We start from the raw sequence: 15,719 nt of genomic DNA on the forward strand, positions 1-15,719 counted from the left end.
GATCACCTCCTTAATTATAATTACTTATGAGTTAAAACAAAATCAGAAACAGATTTTGCAACAACTTTTACAACTCTTTCATCAAAGGCATCTGGAATAATATAGTCAGTTCTTAAATCTTTTTCATCAATAACTGCAGCGATTCCCTTAGCAGCAGCAATTTTCATTTCATCAGTTATTTGCTCAGCTCTTGAATCTAAAGCTCCTCTAAATATTCCAGGGAAGGCAAGAATGTTATTAATTTGGTTAGGATAATCAGAACGTCCAGTACCAACAATTTTAGCTCCTCCAGCCATAGCTTCTTCAGGATAAATTTCAGGTTCAGGATTTGCCATTGCAAAAACAACTGCATCTTTATTCATTGTTGAAACCATTTCTTTAGTTAATAACTTAGGTGCTGAAACTCCTATAAAAGCATCTGCCCCAACAATAGCTTCTTTTAATCCACCTTTTATATTTTTTGGATTTACGAAAGTAACTAAATGTTTTTTAAGATCATTATAAGAATCCACATCATCTTTAGTTAATACTCCATCAATATCAACAGGAACTATTTCTTTTGCTCCCATTTTATGAAGAAGTTTACAAATTGAAGAACCAGCAGCTCCAGCTCCACTTACAACAATCTTTATATCTTCAAATTTCTTTCCTAATAATTTAAAAGAATTTATAAGTGCAGCAGTAACTACAATTGCAGTACCATGTTGATCATCATGGAAAACAGGTATATTTAATTCTTCTTTTAATCTTGTTTCAATTTCAACACATCTAGGAGCTGAAATATCTTCTAAATTAATTCCTCCAAGGCTTGGAGCAAGAAGTTTTACAGTTCTTATGATTTCTTCAGGATCTTTAGAATCAAGACAGATTGGGAAAGCATCAATTCCAGCAAATCTTTTGAAAAGAACACATTTTCCTTCCATAACAGGAAGAGCAGCGTGAGGTCCAATATCTCCAAGTCCAAGCACAGCAGTTCCATCAGTTATAACAGCAACAGTGTTTCCTTTTGTTGTATATTTATAAACATCCTCTTGATTTTCATTGATTTTTCTACAAGGTTCAGCAACTCCTGGTGTATAGGCTAGAGAAAGGTCTTCTTTAGTGTTAACATCCACCTTACAAATCATTTCAATTTTACCTTTTTTCTCTTCATGTAATTTAAGAGCTTTTTCATAAACAGTCATTTAAAATCCTCCCTTATTCGTTTAAGTTATTATATTATCTCATCAATTTATTATATCATAAGAATAAAAAAAAGATAGTTATATCTATGTATATTTAAGAATATTGAAATATATTCATTTATACCTTTAGGTTTCAAATTAAATATGTTAGAATCTAGATGTAAAAAAGATAAAAAAGTTTAAAGAGGGGATTATATGAGAGAGATAAAGTTAGATCTTGTGACACAAGAAGTTGAAAAATTATGTATTGAATCTAATTATTTCATTTGCCAAGATGTATTTGAAAAATTAGAGGAAGCTTATGAAAAAGAAGAATCTAAAGTAGCTAAAAATATATTAGGGCAAATTTTAGAAAATGACAGAATAGCAGCTAGAGAACAAGTGCCAATTTGTCAAGATACTGGACTTGCAGTAATTTTTCTTGAAATAGGAACTGAGGTTAAATTAAATGGAGATATTTATGAAGCTATTAATGAAGGAGTTAGAAGAGGATACGAAAAAGGATATTTAAGAAAATCTTCTGTAAGACATCCTTTAGATAGAGTAAATACAAAGGATAATACTCCTGCAATAATTCATACAAAATTAGTGGCAGGATCAGATAAAATTAAAATAGTAATGGCTCCTAAAGGTGGAGGTGCTGAGAATATGAGTACTGTAAAAATGTTAAAACCAGCTGATGGGATAGAAGGAGTTAAAAAATTTGTAGTTGATTTTGTTAAAAATGCAAGTGGAAATCCTTGTCCACCAATATTTGTTGGAATAGGACTTGGTGGAACTTTTGAAAAATCAGCACTACTTGCAAAACAAGCTTTACTTAGAGATGTTAATGATGAAAGTGAAGATCCAATTAATGCAAAATTAGAAAAGGATTTATTAGAGCTTATTAATAAAACAGGTGTTGGACCAATGGGACTTGGTGGAATGACTACAGCTATAGCAGTTAAAGTTGAAAGTTTTCCATGTCATATAGCTTCATTACCATTAGCTATAAATATTAATTGTCATGCTTCTAGACATAAATCAATTGTTTTATAGAAAAATTAATAAGTTTTAAGGAGGATTATTATGAAATTAACTACACCTTTTAAAGAAGAAGATTTAAAAAAATTAAGAATAGGTGACAGTGTTGAAATAACAGGAACATTATATACAGCAAGAGATGCAGCTCATAAAAGATTAGTAGAATTAATAGAGGCAGGAAAAGAGTTACCCTTTGATATAAAAGATCAAGGAATATTTTATGTAGGACCAACTCCTCCAAAGCCAGGAAAAGTTATAGGAAGTGCGGGACCAACAACTAGTTATAGAATGGATCCATATGCTCCAATTTTAATGGCAAACGGCTTAAAAGTAATGATTGGAAAGGGTGGAAGATCTAAGGAAGTTAAAGATGCTATAAAAAAATATAATGCAGTATATTTAGGTGCAATTGGTGGAGCTGGAGCTCTTCTTTCTAAATGTATAAAAAAAGCTGAATTAATAGCTTATGAAGATTTAGGAGCAGAAGCAATTAGAAAATTAGAAGTTGAAAATTTTCCAGTTATAGTTGTAAATGATGTTTATGGTGGAGATCTTTACGAAGAGGGTCAAAGCAAATGGAATAGAGAAGAAGATTAATTATTATATAAATTTATTAATAGGGGGATGTATGATGGAATATAGAATAGAAGTAGATTCAATTGGAGAAATAAAGGTTCCAAAGGAGGCGTATTTTGGAGCTCAAACTTGGAGAGCTGTTCATAATTTTCATATTACGGGATATCATACTCATCCAGCTTTTGTTAGAGGACTAGCTTACGTAAAAAAAGCTACTTCAATGGCAAATGCTCATGCAGGGGTTATTTCAAAGGAAATAGCAGATGTAATGGTTCAAGCTTCAGAGGAAATATTAGCAGGAAAATTTGATGATCAATTTATAACTGATGTTATTCAAGGTGGAGCAGGGACATCTGTTAATATGAATATAAATGAAGTAATTGCAAATAGAGGAAATGAATTACTAGGTGGACAATTAGGAGTTTATGACAAAGTTCATCCAAATGATCATGTTAACTTTGGACAATCAACTAATGATGATTTCCCAACTGGAGGAAAAATTGCAGTTCAACTTTTAGGAAAAGAACTTTTAGTTGAGATTAAAAGATTAGATAGAGTTTTAGAAAAAAAAGCTAAAGAATTTGATCATATGATAAAAATGGGAAGAACTCATTTGCAAGATGCAGTACCTATTAGAGTAGGACAAGAATTTAGAGCCTTTGCAGGACCTATAAAAAGAGATATTAAAAGAATAAAATCAGCTTTAGATGATTTGAAAGTTATAAATATGGGAGCAACTGCTGTTGGAACAGGAATAAATGCAGATGTTAACTATATGGATTGTGTTGTGAAAATATTATCTGAAATTACTGATATTAAATTTACTCAAGCTACAGATTTAGTTGATGGAACAAGAAACTTAGATGGATTTGTTTGGTTATCATCAGCTTTAAAAACTTGTGCAACAAATTTATCAAAAACAGCTAATGATTTAAGATTAATGGCTTCAGGTCCTAAGACAGGATTATTTGAAATTAATTTACCAAAACAACAACCTGGTTCATCAATTATGCCAGGAAAAGTAAATCCTGTTATACCAGAAGTTTTAAATCAAGTTTGTTTCCAAATATTTGGAAATGATTTAACTATAACAAAGGCTGCTGAAGCAGGACAATTTGAATTAAATGTTTTTGAGCCTGTATTATTCTTTAATTTATTACAATCTCTTGAAATTTTAAAAAATGGAATAAAAACATTTATAGATAATTGCTTAATTGGAATTACAGTAAATGAAGAAAGATGTAAAGAAATAGTAGAAAATAGTATTGGAATTATTACTGCAATAACACCTCATGTTGGTTATAAGAATGCAGCTAATATTGCCAAAAAATCATTAAGTACTGGAATTTCTGTTAGAAAACTTATAATAGAAGCAGGACTTTTAAGTGATGAAGAGTTAGACGTTATTTTAAATCCTTTTGAAATGACTAAGCCAGGAATTTCTGGAAAAGTATTGTTAGAAAAAAGAAAAAAATAAAGATGAATTAGATAAATATATAAAAAGGTAATCTTTCATTATAAAGATTACCTTTTTTATGTTATAATTTAAATAGGACAGATACAGAAGGAGGAAATACTTTGGATAAAAAAAAATTAGCTAAATTTTTCAAAGCCTTTGGTGATGAAAATAGATTAAAAATATTAGATCTTATTAAGGATGAAGAAAAATGTGCATGCAATATATTAGAAGAATTACATATTAGTCAGTCAACATTATCTCACCATATGAAAGTTTTAGAAGAATCAGAAATAGTAGTTTCTAGAAAAGAAGGGAAATGGACTCATTATTCCATAGATCCAAGAGGAGTGGAAAGATTGGTCCAGGTATTAAATAAATTAAATTCTAAGAAATAAAACATATTGACAACTATCGATATGAAGTGTATAATAAGTTACAAGCCACTTTAAGTGGTTTATTTTTTAAAATTGTACATCGATATATTTAGATGTATCTATTTTTAGGAGGGCTTATGTTTAATTGGTTAGATTATTTAGTTACTTTATTAGTTGAAGATGTTTTTGGTATCAGTGTTGCAAGTTCTTTGGGAGGATCTATTCACTTTTTCATATATGATGTTATAAAGATTTTAATATTATTAGGGATTATGATTTTTTTAATTTCTTATGTTAGAAGTTATTTTCCACCTGAAAGAACGAAAAAAATATTAGGAAAGTTTTCTGGAATTAAAGGAAATATAATGGCTTCTCTTTTGGGAATTGTTACTCCTTTTTGTTCTTGTTCTTCAGTTCCTTTGTTCATAGGATTTATTGAAGGGGGGATTCCTTTAAGCGTAACTTTTTCATTTTTAATAACTTCTCCAATAGTAAATGAAGCAGCCTTTGCAATTTTACTAGCATCATTTGGTTGGAAGATAGCGTTTGTTTATGTTATAACAGGTGTTGTTGTAGGAGTTGTTGGAGGAATACTTATAGGAACTTTTAAAATGGAAAGTTATATTGAAGAGTATGTTTTTAAAATGCAATCAGCAGATATAGAACTTGAAAAATTAAGTAGAAATGAAAGAATTAGTTTTGCTGTTCAGAATGTAAAGGATATTGTAGGAAGAATTTGGATATTTTTATTAATTGGTATAGGAATAGGAGCTCTTATTCATGGTTGGGCCCCATCTGAATTATTATTAAAATATGCAGGACCTGATAATCCTCTAGCTGTATTTTTAGCAGTAGGTTTAGGAATTCCTCTATATTCAAATGCTCTTGGAACAATTCCAATTGCTGAAGCTTTAATTGCAAAGGGAGTAGGAATAGGTACAGCTCTAGCTTTTATGATGGCTACAACAGCTTTATCTTTACCAGAAATGATATTACTTCGTAAAGTAATTAAGCCAAAATTAATAATGGTGTTTGTTTTAATAACAGGTATTTCAATTATATTTGTTGGATATTTGTTTAATATATTAGCTCCTTGGCTTATAGGTTAAGGAGAACATAAATAGGAGGATAATATGGATAATGTAAAAATACTAGGATCAGGATGTAAAAAATGTAGAGCTTTAGAGGAAAATACAAAGAAAGCTATTGAAGAACTTGAAATTGAAGCTAATGTGGAGCATGTAACTGATATGGCTAAAATAGTAGGATACGGAGTTATGTCAACACCAGCTCTTGTAATTAATGATAAGGTAGTATCAACTGGAAAAGTTTTAAAAGTTGAGGAAGCAAAAGAAACAATTAAAAAGAATATAAATAAATAAATAAATATAAGAAAAGGAGAGACAAGTGTCTCTCCTTTTTATTATACTAAAATTAAATAATTGTATTTTTATAATAAATATAGTATAACTATAATAGAATTAATAAATTAAAGTTAAAGGGAGAGAAATATGAAAAAAATATTATTAGGATTATTTGCTTTATCAAGTTTATCTTTTGCTCAAAATATGTATTTTGATAATATGATAGTAAAGGTAGGATCTGATTTTTCAGCTAATTATGAATCAGTATATTTTACAGAACAGTCAATAACTAAAGAGGCTCTTCAGGAAGATGCTAAAAGTAATGGTTATGAAATTTCACTTGAATTTTTAAAAGATATAAATGATAATTTAAAGGCAGGTATAGGAATAGCTTATCAAAAACATGGAGATAGAAAAAGCAATGGATATTATATTTTTAATCTTTCAGGTGTAGAATATGATTCTTACCCAGTATATGGAACTATCAGATATGATTTTAATATGAATTCTAATGTAATTCCTTACGTAAAAGCTAACTTAGGTTATTCTTTTAATAAAAATCCTTCAAAGTTTGAAAGTGAAGGATATTATACATCAGATACTAGTGTTACAGATGGAATATATTATGCTTTTGGTGGAGGATTAGAATATAATAATCTAATAGTTGAACTTATGTATGGTGTTAATAAGGCTGAATCAGAATGTTTTACTAGAGGTCAAAAAGTTATAGAGGATAATGATTATGAAAGATTTACTCTTTCTTTAGGATATAATTTTAATCTTTAAAATAAATAAAAGAAAAGGAGAGAAAAGTGTCTCTCCTTTTTATTATACTAAAATTAAATAGAAAATAAATGCAATTAGCCAAGCAATAGCACATTGAACAATTACCATTCCAATAGTAAGCCAAGTAGAATTTGTTTCTCTTTTAAATGCAGCCATTGCAGCAACGCAAGGTGTATAGTATAAAGTGAAAACAAGAAAAACAAATGCTGTAGCAGGTGAAAGTAAACTATGAATAGTTTCATTTGGTCCAAGTAAAACAGCAATAGTACTAACAACACTTTCTTTTGCCATAAGTCCTGTAATTAAAGCTGTGGATAATCTCCAATCATTTAATCCTAAAGGAGCAAGTAAAGGAGCAATTAAATTTCCAAGTCCAGCTAATAAACTTTTAGAAGAATCATGAACAACATTTAATCTAACATCAAAATGTTGTAAGAACCAGATAACTACAGAAGCTACAAAGATTATAGTAAAAGCTTTAGTTATAAAATCCTTTGCTTTTTCCCAAGATAAAAGGATTACACTTTTAAAACTAGGTAATCTATAATTAGGTAACTCCATAACAAATGGTATTGGTTCTCCTTTAAATCTTGTTTCTTTCATGAAAAGAGCAAAGATGATTCCAAATGCTATTCCAAGTAAATACAATCCTATAATTACAAGTCCTTGATGTTTTGGGAAAAATGCAGATGTTAACATAACATATATTGGTAATTTTGCAGAACAACTCATATATGGAATTAAAAACATAGTCATTCTTCTATCTCTATTTGATGATAAAGTTCTAGTTGACATAATAGCAGGAACTGAACATCCAAATCCAATAAGCATTGGGACAAAACTCTTTCCAGATAGTCCTATCTTTCTTAGTAATTTATCCATTATGAAAGCAACTCTTGCCATGTATCCACTGTCTTCCATTAAAGATAGGAAGAAAAATAATACAACGATTAGTGGTAAGAAACTTAAAACACTTCCAACACCAGCAAATATACCATCTATTACAAGGGAATGAACTACTGGATTTATTTTTAAATTAGTAAGAAGTAAATCAACATATTTTGTTAAATCGTTTATAAGATATTCAAGTCCTGTGGATAAAATAGGACCTAAGACTGAAAATGTCATCCAAAACATAAGAGCAATTATTCCTAAAAATATTGGAATTGCAGTATATTTTCCTGTTAAATATTTATCAATTTTTCTGCTCTTTCTATGAGCTTTACTTTCTTCAGGTTTTTCAACTGTATTTTCACATAAATTTTCAATAAATGAAAATCTCATATTTACAATTGCAGAAACTCTATCAACTTTTGTTTCTTCTTCTATTTGTTTTACAATATGTTCTATAGTATCTTTTTCATTTTCATCTAGATTTAATGCTTCAATCATAAGTCTATCTTGTTCAATAGCTTTAGTTGCAGCAAATCTAGGATTGACTCCAATGCTTAGAGCATGATCTTCAATAATATGTAAAATAGAATGGATACCTCTATGTATTGCTTGCTCTTCCTTAGTTCCTAAATTATTACATAAATCTAAATTTTTAGGATTTATTTTAAACTTAGCAACAGTAACAGCGTGATGTACAAGCTCTTGTATACCTTCATTTTTAGAAGCAGATATTGGAATAACAGGTACTCCTAAAATTTCTTCTAAGTTATTAATTAAGATATTTCCATGATTATCACGAACCTCATCCATCATATTAAGAGCAATAACCATAGGAACTTTAAGTTCAAGTAGTTGCATAGTTAGATAAAGATTTCTTTCTAAATTTGTAGCATCTAAAATATTAATAATTGCATTTGGTTTTTCTTTAATAATAAAATCCCTTGTAACAATTTCTTCTGTTGAATAAGGAGACAAAGAATAAATTCCTGGAAGATCTATAATTTTCACAGAAGGATAACCTCTTAATTGTCCTTCCTTATGCTCAACTGTAACTCCTGGAAAATTTCCAACATGTTGATTAGCTCCAGTTAATTGATTAAACAAAGTCGTTTTACCACTATTTTGGTTTCCAACTAAAGCAAATCTTAAATGACTTCCAAGTAAAGAAATTTTTTGTTTATAGTGCTTTTTTTCACAAATTCCATGTTCACAATTTTTTCTTTTAGGATGATGCCATTCTCCAAGTTGAGGATGATCTACTAAATTTAATCTCTTGTTTCTTTTTTTTCTACATTTAAATTCAGAAATCTCTGAAATTTCAATTTTAGCAGCGTCACTTTTTCTTAAGGTCAAAGTATAATCTCTAACTTTAATTTCTAAAGGATCTCCCATTGGTGCGGTTTTAACTAAGGTGATTGGAGTTCCAGGAGTCAAGCCCATTTCTAAGAAATGATGTCTTAAATCTTTTTTTCCATCGATGCTAATAATTTCTGCTGAATTTCCTATGTCTAGTTTATCTAATGTTTTAATCATAATTTTCCTAATATATAACTGAATATATACATTCCTTTCCCTAAATATTTTATTATAAATTATTTTATATAATTATTGCTTTTATATTATATCATTTTATAATCAAAATGATAAATAAAATTTATAATATATTTTTAAAATAAAAAATGTATAAGTTGACTTTAAGTGTTTAATTATTTATAATTTAATAGACTATAATATTATAATAGGAGGAAATTATGGAAAGTATAGAACTTATAAAAAAATTAAGTGATGTAGAAGGAATTTCTGGCTTTGAAGATAGGGTAAATAATCTTGCAAAAAAAGAATTAAAAGACATTTATAATATAGAAGAAGATTCAATGAGAAATTTATATATAAATAATGTAGAAAAGAGTAAAAGAAAGAAACCTGTTGTTATGTTAGATGCTCACTCAGATGAAGTTGGTTTCATGGTTCAATCTATAGAACCTAATGGATTTTTAAAATTCATTACAATTGGAGGATGGAGTAATCAACAAATACCAGCTCATAAGGTAAAGGTATTAAATAGTGAAGGGGAATATATAGAAGGAATTATCTCTTCAATTCCACCTCATTTTACATCTAGTGAAAATAAAGGAAAGGTTACAGATATTAAGGATATGTTCATAGATGTTGGAACAACTTCTTATGAAGAAACTGTAAAAGATTTTAAAATAGAAATAGGAGCTCCAGTTGTTCCTGATGTAGTTTGTACATATAATGAAAGATCAAAGATGTTTTTAGGAAAAGCTTTTGATAATAGAGTAGGGTGCGCTGCAGTTATAGAAATAATGAGAGATATTAAAGATGGAGATTTAGATGTAGATGTAGTTGGGGTTTTCTCTTCTCAAGAGGAAATTGGAACTAGGGGAGCTGTTGTTTCAAGTAGAAGAGTTCTACCAGATGTAGCAATAGTTTTAGAAGGACCTCCTGCAGATGATAGTTTTAGAAATAAATATAATAGTCAAGGAACTATAAAAAAAGGAGTTCAACTTCGTCATTTTGATCCAACTATGATGGCAAACCCAAGATTTATAAAATTTATAAAGGAAATATCTAAAAAATATGATGTGAAAATTCAAGAGGCAGTAAGAGAAAGCGGAGGAACAAATGCAAGTAAGATTCATTTGGAAAATTTAGGAATTCCAACAGTTGTATTAGGTGTTCCTGTTCGTTATACTCATTCTCATTATAACTTTATAGCTTATAGTGATTATATAGAAATATGCAAATTAGTTAAGGGAATGTTAGTTGAATTAAATGAAGATGTGATTAATAATTTTTAGGTTTTTATGATATGATTAAGTGTGTGCGAGGGTGTGAATTTATGAAAAATGAAAATATTGCCAGCTTAAAGAAAATAACAGCTGACTATTTGGATATAGATAGTAATATAATAAGGGAAGAATCAAATTACTATAAAGATTTAGACGCTGATTCCTTTGATTTAGCCAATATAATAATAGAATATGAAATATATTTTAATATAAATATTCCTTATTTATATGCTAAAGATATGCTTGAAATTAAAGATGTTATAAAATATATTGATAAAAATTATGAAAATAAATTTTAAAATAAAATATTAGAGGAGATGTATGAAAAAACAAGATAGTATTAGGACAGAATTTGAAGAATTTAAAAAGGAAGCTTTACTTGGAACAAAGGAAAATATATTTAATGAGGCAAGTAAAATATCTTTTTATAAAGAAGTGTGTAAATATATTTTAGATTTAAATGAAAATGAAGAAATGTTAAAGGGAGATTTTAGTTTAGGGTTACTTCATGATTTTTATAAAAAAAATGATAACTTAAGTATAAATGGAAAAGAAAATATAAAAGAATTAATAATTTCTTTTAATCAAAGATTTAAAGTTTCTTTGAATAAAATGATGGCAGAATATTATTTAGGTTCAGACAAGTAGTTTAGAGGTATGTTGCAAAGGCAGCATACCTTTTTTTAAATTTAACTATTGACAATTGAAAGTTTTGGAGGTATCCTCATATTAGATAAGGAATTATCTTACTACATGTATTTTCAGAAAGGAGAACATTATGAAATATTATATTAACAAAAAAACTCAAGAAGTATTTAAGGAATCTTGTAACGAGTGTGGTTGTACTGATGATATGGTTCTTTTAGGAAATTTTGAATATGTTAGCGAAGCTGTGGAAGCAGCTAAAGCAAAAGGATATCCTAAAGCTGATGGTTCTGCTTACGATAGTTTAAATTGTCATACCAAAGATTAGTTTATTTATAAATTCTTTTTAAGGTCTAGTTATCTAGACCTTTTTTGTTTAAATTGATGCGTTATTTAATATACTTGAATAGGAGATGAGCTTCATGAAAAAGATTGCTTTTTTTGATTTTAAGCCTTATGATAAGGAATGGTTTGGGAAACTTAATAAAAATTATGAATTTATATTTATTGAAGGAAAATTAAATTCTAGAACAGCTTTATTAGCTAAAGGATGTGAAGCTATTTGTGGATTTGCCCATGATGATATAGGAAAAGAAACTATTGATGCTTTATATGACGTTGGTGTTAGAGCAATTGCCTTAAGATGTGCAGGATTTAATAATGTAGATTTCAAAGCAGCTTACGGAAAAATAAATATAATGAGAGTTCCAGCTTATTCACCTTATTCAGTGGCAGAACATGCTATGGCATTATTACTTACTTTAAATAGAAAAATACATAAATCATATAACAGAACAAGAGATTTTAATTTCAGTCTTTCTGGACTTATGGGAATGGATCTTCACGGGAAGACAGTTGGAGTAATAGGAACTGGTAAAATTGGAAAAATATTTATAAATATTTGCAAAGGATTTGGAATGAAGGTGCTTGCCTATGATTTATATCCTGATAAAAAAGTGGACATAAATTATGTTGATTTGGATACTATATTTAAAGAAAGTGATGTTATATCTTTACATTGTCCATTAACAGAGGAAACAAAATATTTATTATCAGAAGAAGCCTTTAATAAAATGAAAGAAGGAGTATATATTATAAATACATCTAGAGGAGGACTTCTTGAAAGTGAAGCTTTACTAAAAGCTTTAACAAGTAAAAAAGTTGCAGGGGCAGGACTTGATGTGTATGAAGAAGAAGGAGACTTATTCTATGAAGATTTTTCAAATACAATAATAGATGATGATACTCTATCTCTACTAGTTTCTAAACCAAATGTACTTATGACCTCTCATCAAGGATTCTTTACTAAGGAAGCTTTAAAAAATATAGCAAAAGTAACAATAGAAAACTTTGATGAATATTTTGCTGGTGGAAAACTAACTAATGAAATTTGTTATCACTGTAAGGGAGATCCAAATAGTGAAAATTGTGAGAAAAATGAAAAAGGAAGATGCTTTTAAAAAATAGATAAATAAAAAAAACAGAAAGGATTAATTTATAAATTTTATTGTTCTTTTTACAAAGTCCTATAAAATATTAATATATTATTTAATTTTTATAGATAAAAATCTATCATTTTTTGAATTAAATTGCAAGAGAAAATAAAAAAAGGAGCTAAATTCTTTTTACTAGAGTTTAGTTCCTTTTATAATCTTTGGAAAATATTTTATAAATTTTTATCCCCAAAAACTGTCGACCTCCGGTAAGGCAAATTTACCTATAGATCGACAGTTTTTTATAAAGCTAACAAAATAAATAATTTATCGAAAAATCATAAGGATAAATAAGAGAAACTTATAGAAGAAAAGACAAAAATTTAGGGGGTCGACAGAAACGACTTTCTTATGCTATAATTTTAGGGAGGTTACAAGGGTACCTATTTTAATCTAACCAATGTGGAATGTAAATATTTTGATAGGTGACGAAAAAAAAGTTTTAGGTTGGCATTTTAATCTAACCAATGTGGAATGTAAATATTTAAAGTTTTATACTAACCACCTGGTATCCCTTAAATTTTAATCTAACCAATGTGGAATGTAAATTATGTTGCTACTATTTGAGTCACTCTAGTTTTCAATTTTAATCTAACCAATGTGGAATGTAAATGCCAAAGCTTTCTTTTTGATCTGCAAAGAAATTAAATTTTAATCTAACCAATGTGGAATGTAAATGAGTAAATTTCCTCCCAGAAGTTTTCCATATAAATTATTTTAATCTAACCAATGTGGAATGTAAATTTTTCATTAATTTGTATTGCGTGTCTTGTTCTTTCATATTTTAATCTAACCAATGTGGAATGTAAATAAAAATGAACTTGAAGTAATAATGCGTGAGGACGCATTTAATTTTAATCTAACCAATGTGGAATGTAAATAAAAATGAACTTGAAGTAATAATGCGTGAGGACGCATTTAATTTTAATCTAACCAATGTGGAATGTAAATCTCCTACTTTTTTAGTAGGACTTGGAATATCAGTTATTTTAATCTAACCAATGTGGAATGTAAATTTCATTTCTTCCATTAATTTACTTGCTATATCCAATTTTAATCTAACCAATGTGGAATGTAAATTTGTGGAATATATGTAGGGGCAAAACTATCTTTATTAGGGGTAGAAATAGCAAAAAACACTTAATTTTATACTAATTAAATGGACAATTGTCTGAATAATAGTAAAAATAGGTGTTTTTTTGCTTTTTTTGGATTTTACGTGCCTTAATTCATTTATAATTAAAGAGTTACGAGGCGGGTTGATAGGGCTATTAAAGGGGTTGTAGAGGATTAAAATTAACCTATGTAATTACAAGGGGAGAGTGTGAAATTGTTCTTATTTTAAAAATGATAAGCTGATTTTTTCAAGAGAAATAAATATTTAATGATTGTAATTATATAGTGTTACAGTTTTTTTGTGTTGGAAATATGTTTGTTTACTAATTTTGAAAACTACATTCTTAAGTGAGCGAAAACTTACAAAATTAACTGGATATTTATATAAATCAAAAAAAGATTGAAAAATAAAAAAAAGGGGGTATAATTGTATCGTGTAATAAATCAAACAATAAATAGTTGTTATTTAATAACTTTAAGGAGGACATCATGAGATACGAGGTGTGTTTTAAATTACAGAAAAAAGAGATTGTAAATGATTATAGAAGGAAGTTCATTTCATATATAAAAAATATTTTAGAAAAATATGATAATGATATTAAAGATAAATTTTATAAAACAAATCATGAAAAAGATTTTTCTTTTTCAGTTTATTTTAAAGCTGAAAAATTTACAGATGAAAAAATATATTTAAAGAGTAACGATATTAAATTATTCATATCTATTTATTCGTTAGAAGGCGCGCTATATTTTACAAATGCAATGCTTGGATCTATTCATAAAAAATATTTAATAGCAGATAATGAAATGGAAGTAACAAGAATAAGGCCTCTTCCTGAAAAAGAAATAAATAAAGAAGAAGTTATATTTAAAACAATGTCTTCCATTGCTATAAGAGAAAAATTAACTGATAAAAAATCTTGGTATCATGATTTTGATGAAAAAGGATTAAAAGTTTTAAAGAAAAATTTAGTAAATAATTTATCAGATAAATTTCCAACTAAATATTTAGAAGAAATAAATATATACCCTTACGAAATGAAAAGAACTGTTGTAAAAAATTATGGAATAAAATTTCCTGTTTCAATGGGAGTTTTTAAAGTAGAAGGGAACAAAGAAATATTAAATTATTTATACAAAGCAGGAATAGGAAGTAAAAGCAGTGCAGGATTTGGAATGGTAGATATTTTAAGTTAAAGGAGGAAAGTCATGGAAGAAGATAATATGATAACTTTAACTTTAGGAGACTGGCTATATAATTCAGGATTAGTTGGTTTTATAAAAATTTTAGAATATGCTAAAGAAGAAGTTATTTATAAAGAACAAGAAATTTTGTTTAATGTGAAAGCTTTAGATAATTTTGAAGAAAAATATTTTAATTATTTCATAAATAAATATGAGAAAAAATTATCTTGGTCAAAAATAGTTTCTTTCAAAGAATCTATTGATAACTGGGAGCAAGAAAATTTTAATAATTTTAACGAGGTTTCTTTAAATAATCTAAATGATAAAATTGATTTTTTTAAAAAAGTAATAAAAAGTAATAGTCATGTTGCTGCTTATGAATTAATAACAGAAAAAAAAGATATTTTAAAATTAGAAAAGCAGTTAAAAAAAATAAAACTAAAAAAGAAAGAAAAAATAGCAGATAGATTAGAAGAAATAAAAGAAGTAACTAAATTGATGAAAGAAATAATTGATTTTTATTCTTTAGAAGAATCTAAAAAATTTATAAGTGCAAAAAATATAATATATACAGTTATTAAAAATGCTTGGGAAGGAGTTTCTTTTTTAAATACTCAAGCTAAAGAAAAAGATATGTATAAAAACTATAAAAATTATTTTTTAGAAGAATGCAGAGAATATTTGAATGTTGATAAAGAAAAATATATTTATAATTGCAGTACTTGTAATAGACCAATTAAAAATTTAGATATAGAAATGAATTTTTTAAATAATATGGGTTTTGATAGTTAAAGAAAACCTTCAACT

The 15,719-nt window shown here is 27.7% G+C and carries 16 protein-coding genes and 1 CRISPR repeat array; of the genes, 14 read left to right on the plus strand and 2 right to left on the minus strand.

The window, feature by feature from the left end:
* Positions 1-20: 20 nt before the first annotated feature.
* Entirely contained in the window at positions 21-1,184 is a 1,164-nt protein-coding gene (locus Q7K47_01030) for an NADP-dependent malic enzyme (GenBank protein MDP0505786.1), read from the minus strand.
* 195 nt (positions 1,185-1,379) lie between these two features.
* On the opposite strand from Q7K47_01030, the gene Q7K47_01035 reads away from it, so the two are divergent.
* The 7 genes from Q7K47_01035 (at position 1,380) to Q7K47_01065 (ending at position 6,766) form a co-directional block, all read left to right on the plus strand.
* On the plus strand, positions 1,380-2,222 hold the full coding sequence (locus tag Q7K47_01035) for a fumarate hydratase (GenBank protein MDP0505787.1): 843 nt from the start codon (positions 1,380-1,382) through the stop codon (positions 2,220-2,222).
* Positions 2,223-2,246: 24 nt separating this feature from the next.
* A complete protein-coding gene (locus tag Q7K47_01040; protein ID MDP0505788.1) occupies positions 2,247-2,804 on the plus strand; it encodes a Fe-S-containing hydro-lyase in 558 nt (185 codons plus the stop codon).
* Positions 2,805-2,838: 34 nt separating this feature from the next.
* Entirely contained in the window at positions 2,839-4,260 is a 1,422-nt protein-coding gene (locus tag Q7K47_01045; GenBank protein ID MDP0505789.1) for an aspartate ammonia-lyase, read from the plus strand.
* A 101-nt stretch (positions 4,261-4,361) separates the two neighbouring features.
* Positions 4,362-4,637, plus strand: a complete 276-nt coding sequence (locus Q7K47_01050) for a metalloregulator ArsR/SmtB family transcription factor (protein MDP0505790.1) — start codon at positions 4,362-4,364, stop codon at positions 4,635-4,637.
* 116 nt (positions 4,638-4,753) lie between these two features.
* A complete protein-coding gene (locus Q7K47_01055) occupies positions 4,754-5,725 on the plus strand; it encodes a permease (GenBank protein MDP0505791.1) in 972 nt (323 codons plus the stop codon).
* A gap of 24 nt (positions 5,726-5,749) precedes the next feature.
* The gene (locus tag Q7K47_01060; protein MDP0505792.1) at positions 5,750-5,998 is read left to right on the plus strand and encodes a thioredoxin family protein; all 249 of its coding nucleotides are present in this window, start codon (positions 5,750-5,752) and stop codon (positions 5,996-5,998) included.
* A gap of 129 nt (positions 5,999-6,127) precedes the next feature.
* The gene (locus Q7K47_01065) at positions 6,128-6,766 is read left to right on the plus strand and encodes an outer membrane beta-barrel protein (GenBank protein MDP0505793.1); all 639 of its coding nucleotides are present in this window, start codon (positions 6,128-6,130) and stop codon (positions 6,764-6,766) included.
* A gap of 42 nt (positions 6,767-6,808) precedes the next feature.
* Here Q7K47_01065 and feoB read toward each other — a convergent pair whose 3' ends face one another.
* A complete protein-coding gene (gene feoB, locus Q7K47_01070) occupies positions 6,809-9,193 on the minus strand; it encodes a ferrous iron transport protein B (GenBank protein ID MDP0505794.1) in 2,385 nt (794 codons plus the stop codon).
* Positions 9,194-9,411: 218 nt separating this feature from the next.
* On the opposite strand from feoB, the gene Q7K47_01075 reads away from it, so the two are divergent.
* From Q7K47_01075 to Q7K47_01105, 7 genes are all read left to right on the plus strand, one after another.
* On the plus strand, positions 9,412-10,482 hold the full coding sequence (locus tag Q7K47_01075) for a M20/M25/M40 family metallo-hydrolase (protein MDP0505795.1): 1,071 nt from the start codon (positions 9,412-9,414) through the stop codon (positions 10,480-10,482).
* 41 nt (positions 10,483-10,523) lie between these two features.
* The gene (locus Q7K47_01080) at positions 10,524-10,772 is read left to right on the plus strand and encodes a hypothetical protein (protein MDP0505796.1); all 249 of its coding nucleotides are present in this window, start codon (positions 10,524-10,526) and stop codon (positions 10,770-10,772) included.
* Positions 10,773-10,794: 22 nt separating this feature from the next.
* Positions 10,795-11,121, plus strand: coding sequence for a hypothetical protein (locus Q7K47_01085; protein ID MDP0505797.1), 327 nt, complete (start codon positions 10,795-10,797; stop codon positions 11,119-11,121).
* 130 nt (positions 11,122-11,251) lie between these two features.
* Complete coding sequence (locus tag Q7K47_01090; protein MDP0505798.1) at positions 11,252-11,446, plus strand: hypothetical protein; 195 nt, start codon at positions 11,252-11,254, stop codon at positions 11,444-11,446.
* Between the two features lie 94 nt (positions 11,447-11,540).
* Positions 11,541-12,578, plus strand: coding sequence for a 2-hydroxyacid dehydrogenase (locus tag Q7K47_01095; GenBank protein MDP0505799.1), 1,038 nt, complete (start codon positions 11,541-11,543; stop codon positions 12,576-12,578).
* 418 nt (positions 12,579-12,996) lie between these two features.
* A CRISPR array of direct repeats spans positions 12,997-13,691; the repeat unit is 30 nt; unit sequence ATTTTAATCTAACCAATGTGGAATGTAAAT.
* A 525-nt stretch (positions 13,692-14,216) separates the two neighbouring features.
* Positions 14,217-14,924: a CRISPR-associated endoribonuclease Cas6 gene (cas6, locus tag Q7K47_01100; protein ID MDP0505800.1), complete on the plus strand. Its 708-nt coding sequence runs from the start codon at positions 14,217-14,219 to the stop codon at positions 14,922-14,924.
* A 12-nt stretch (positions 14,925-14,936) separates the two neighbouring features.
* Entirely contained in the window at positions 14,937-15,704 is a 768-nt protein-coding gene (locus Q7K47_01105) for a hypothetical protein (GenBank protein ID MDP0505801.1), read from the plus strand.
* The last annotated feature ends 15 nt before the right edge of the window (positions 15,705-15,719 follow it).

The organism is Fusobacterium sp. JB019, assembly GCA_030673965.1.
Classification (GTDB): domain Bacteria; phylum Fusobacteriota; class Fusobacteriia; order Fusobacteriales; family Fusobacteriaceae; genus Fusobacterium_B.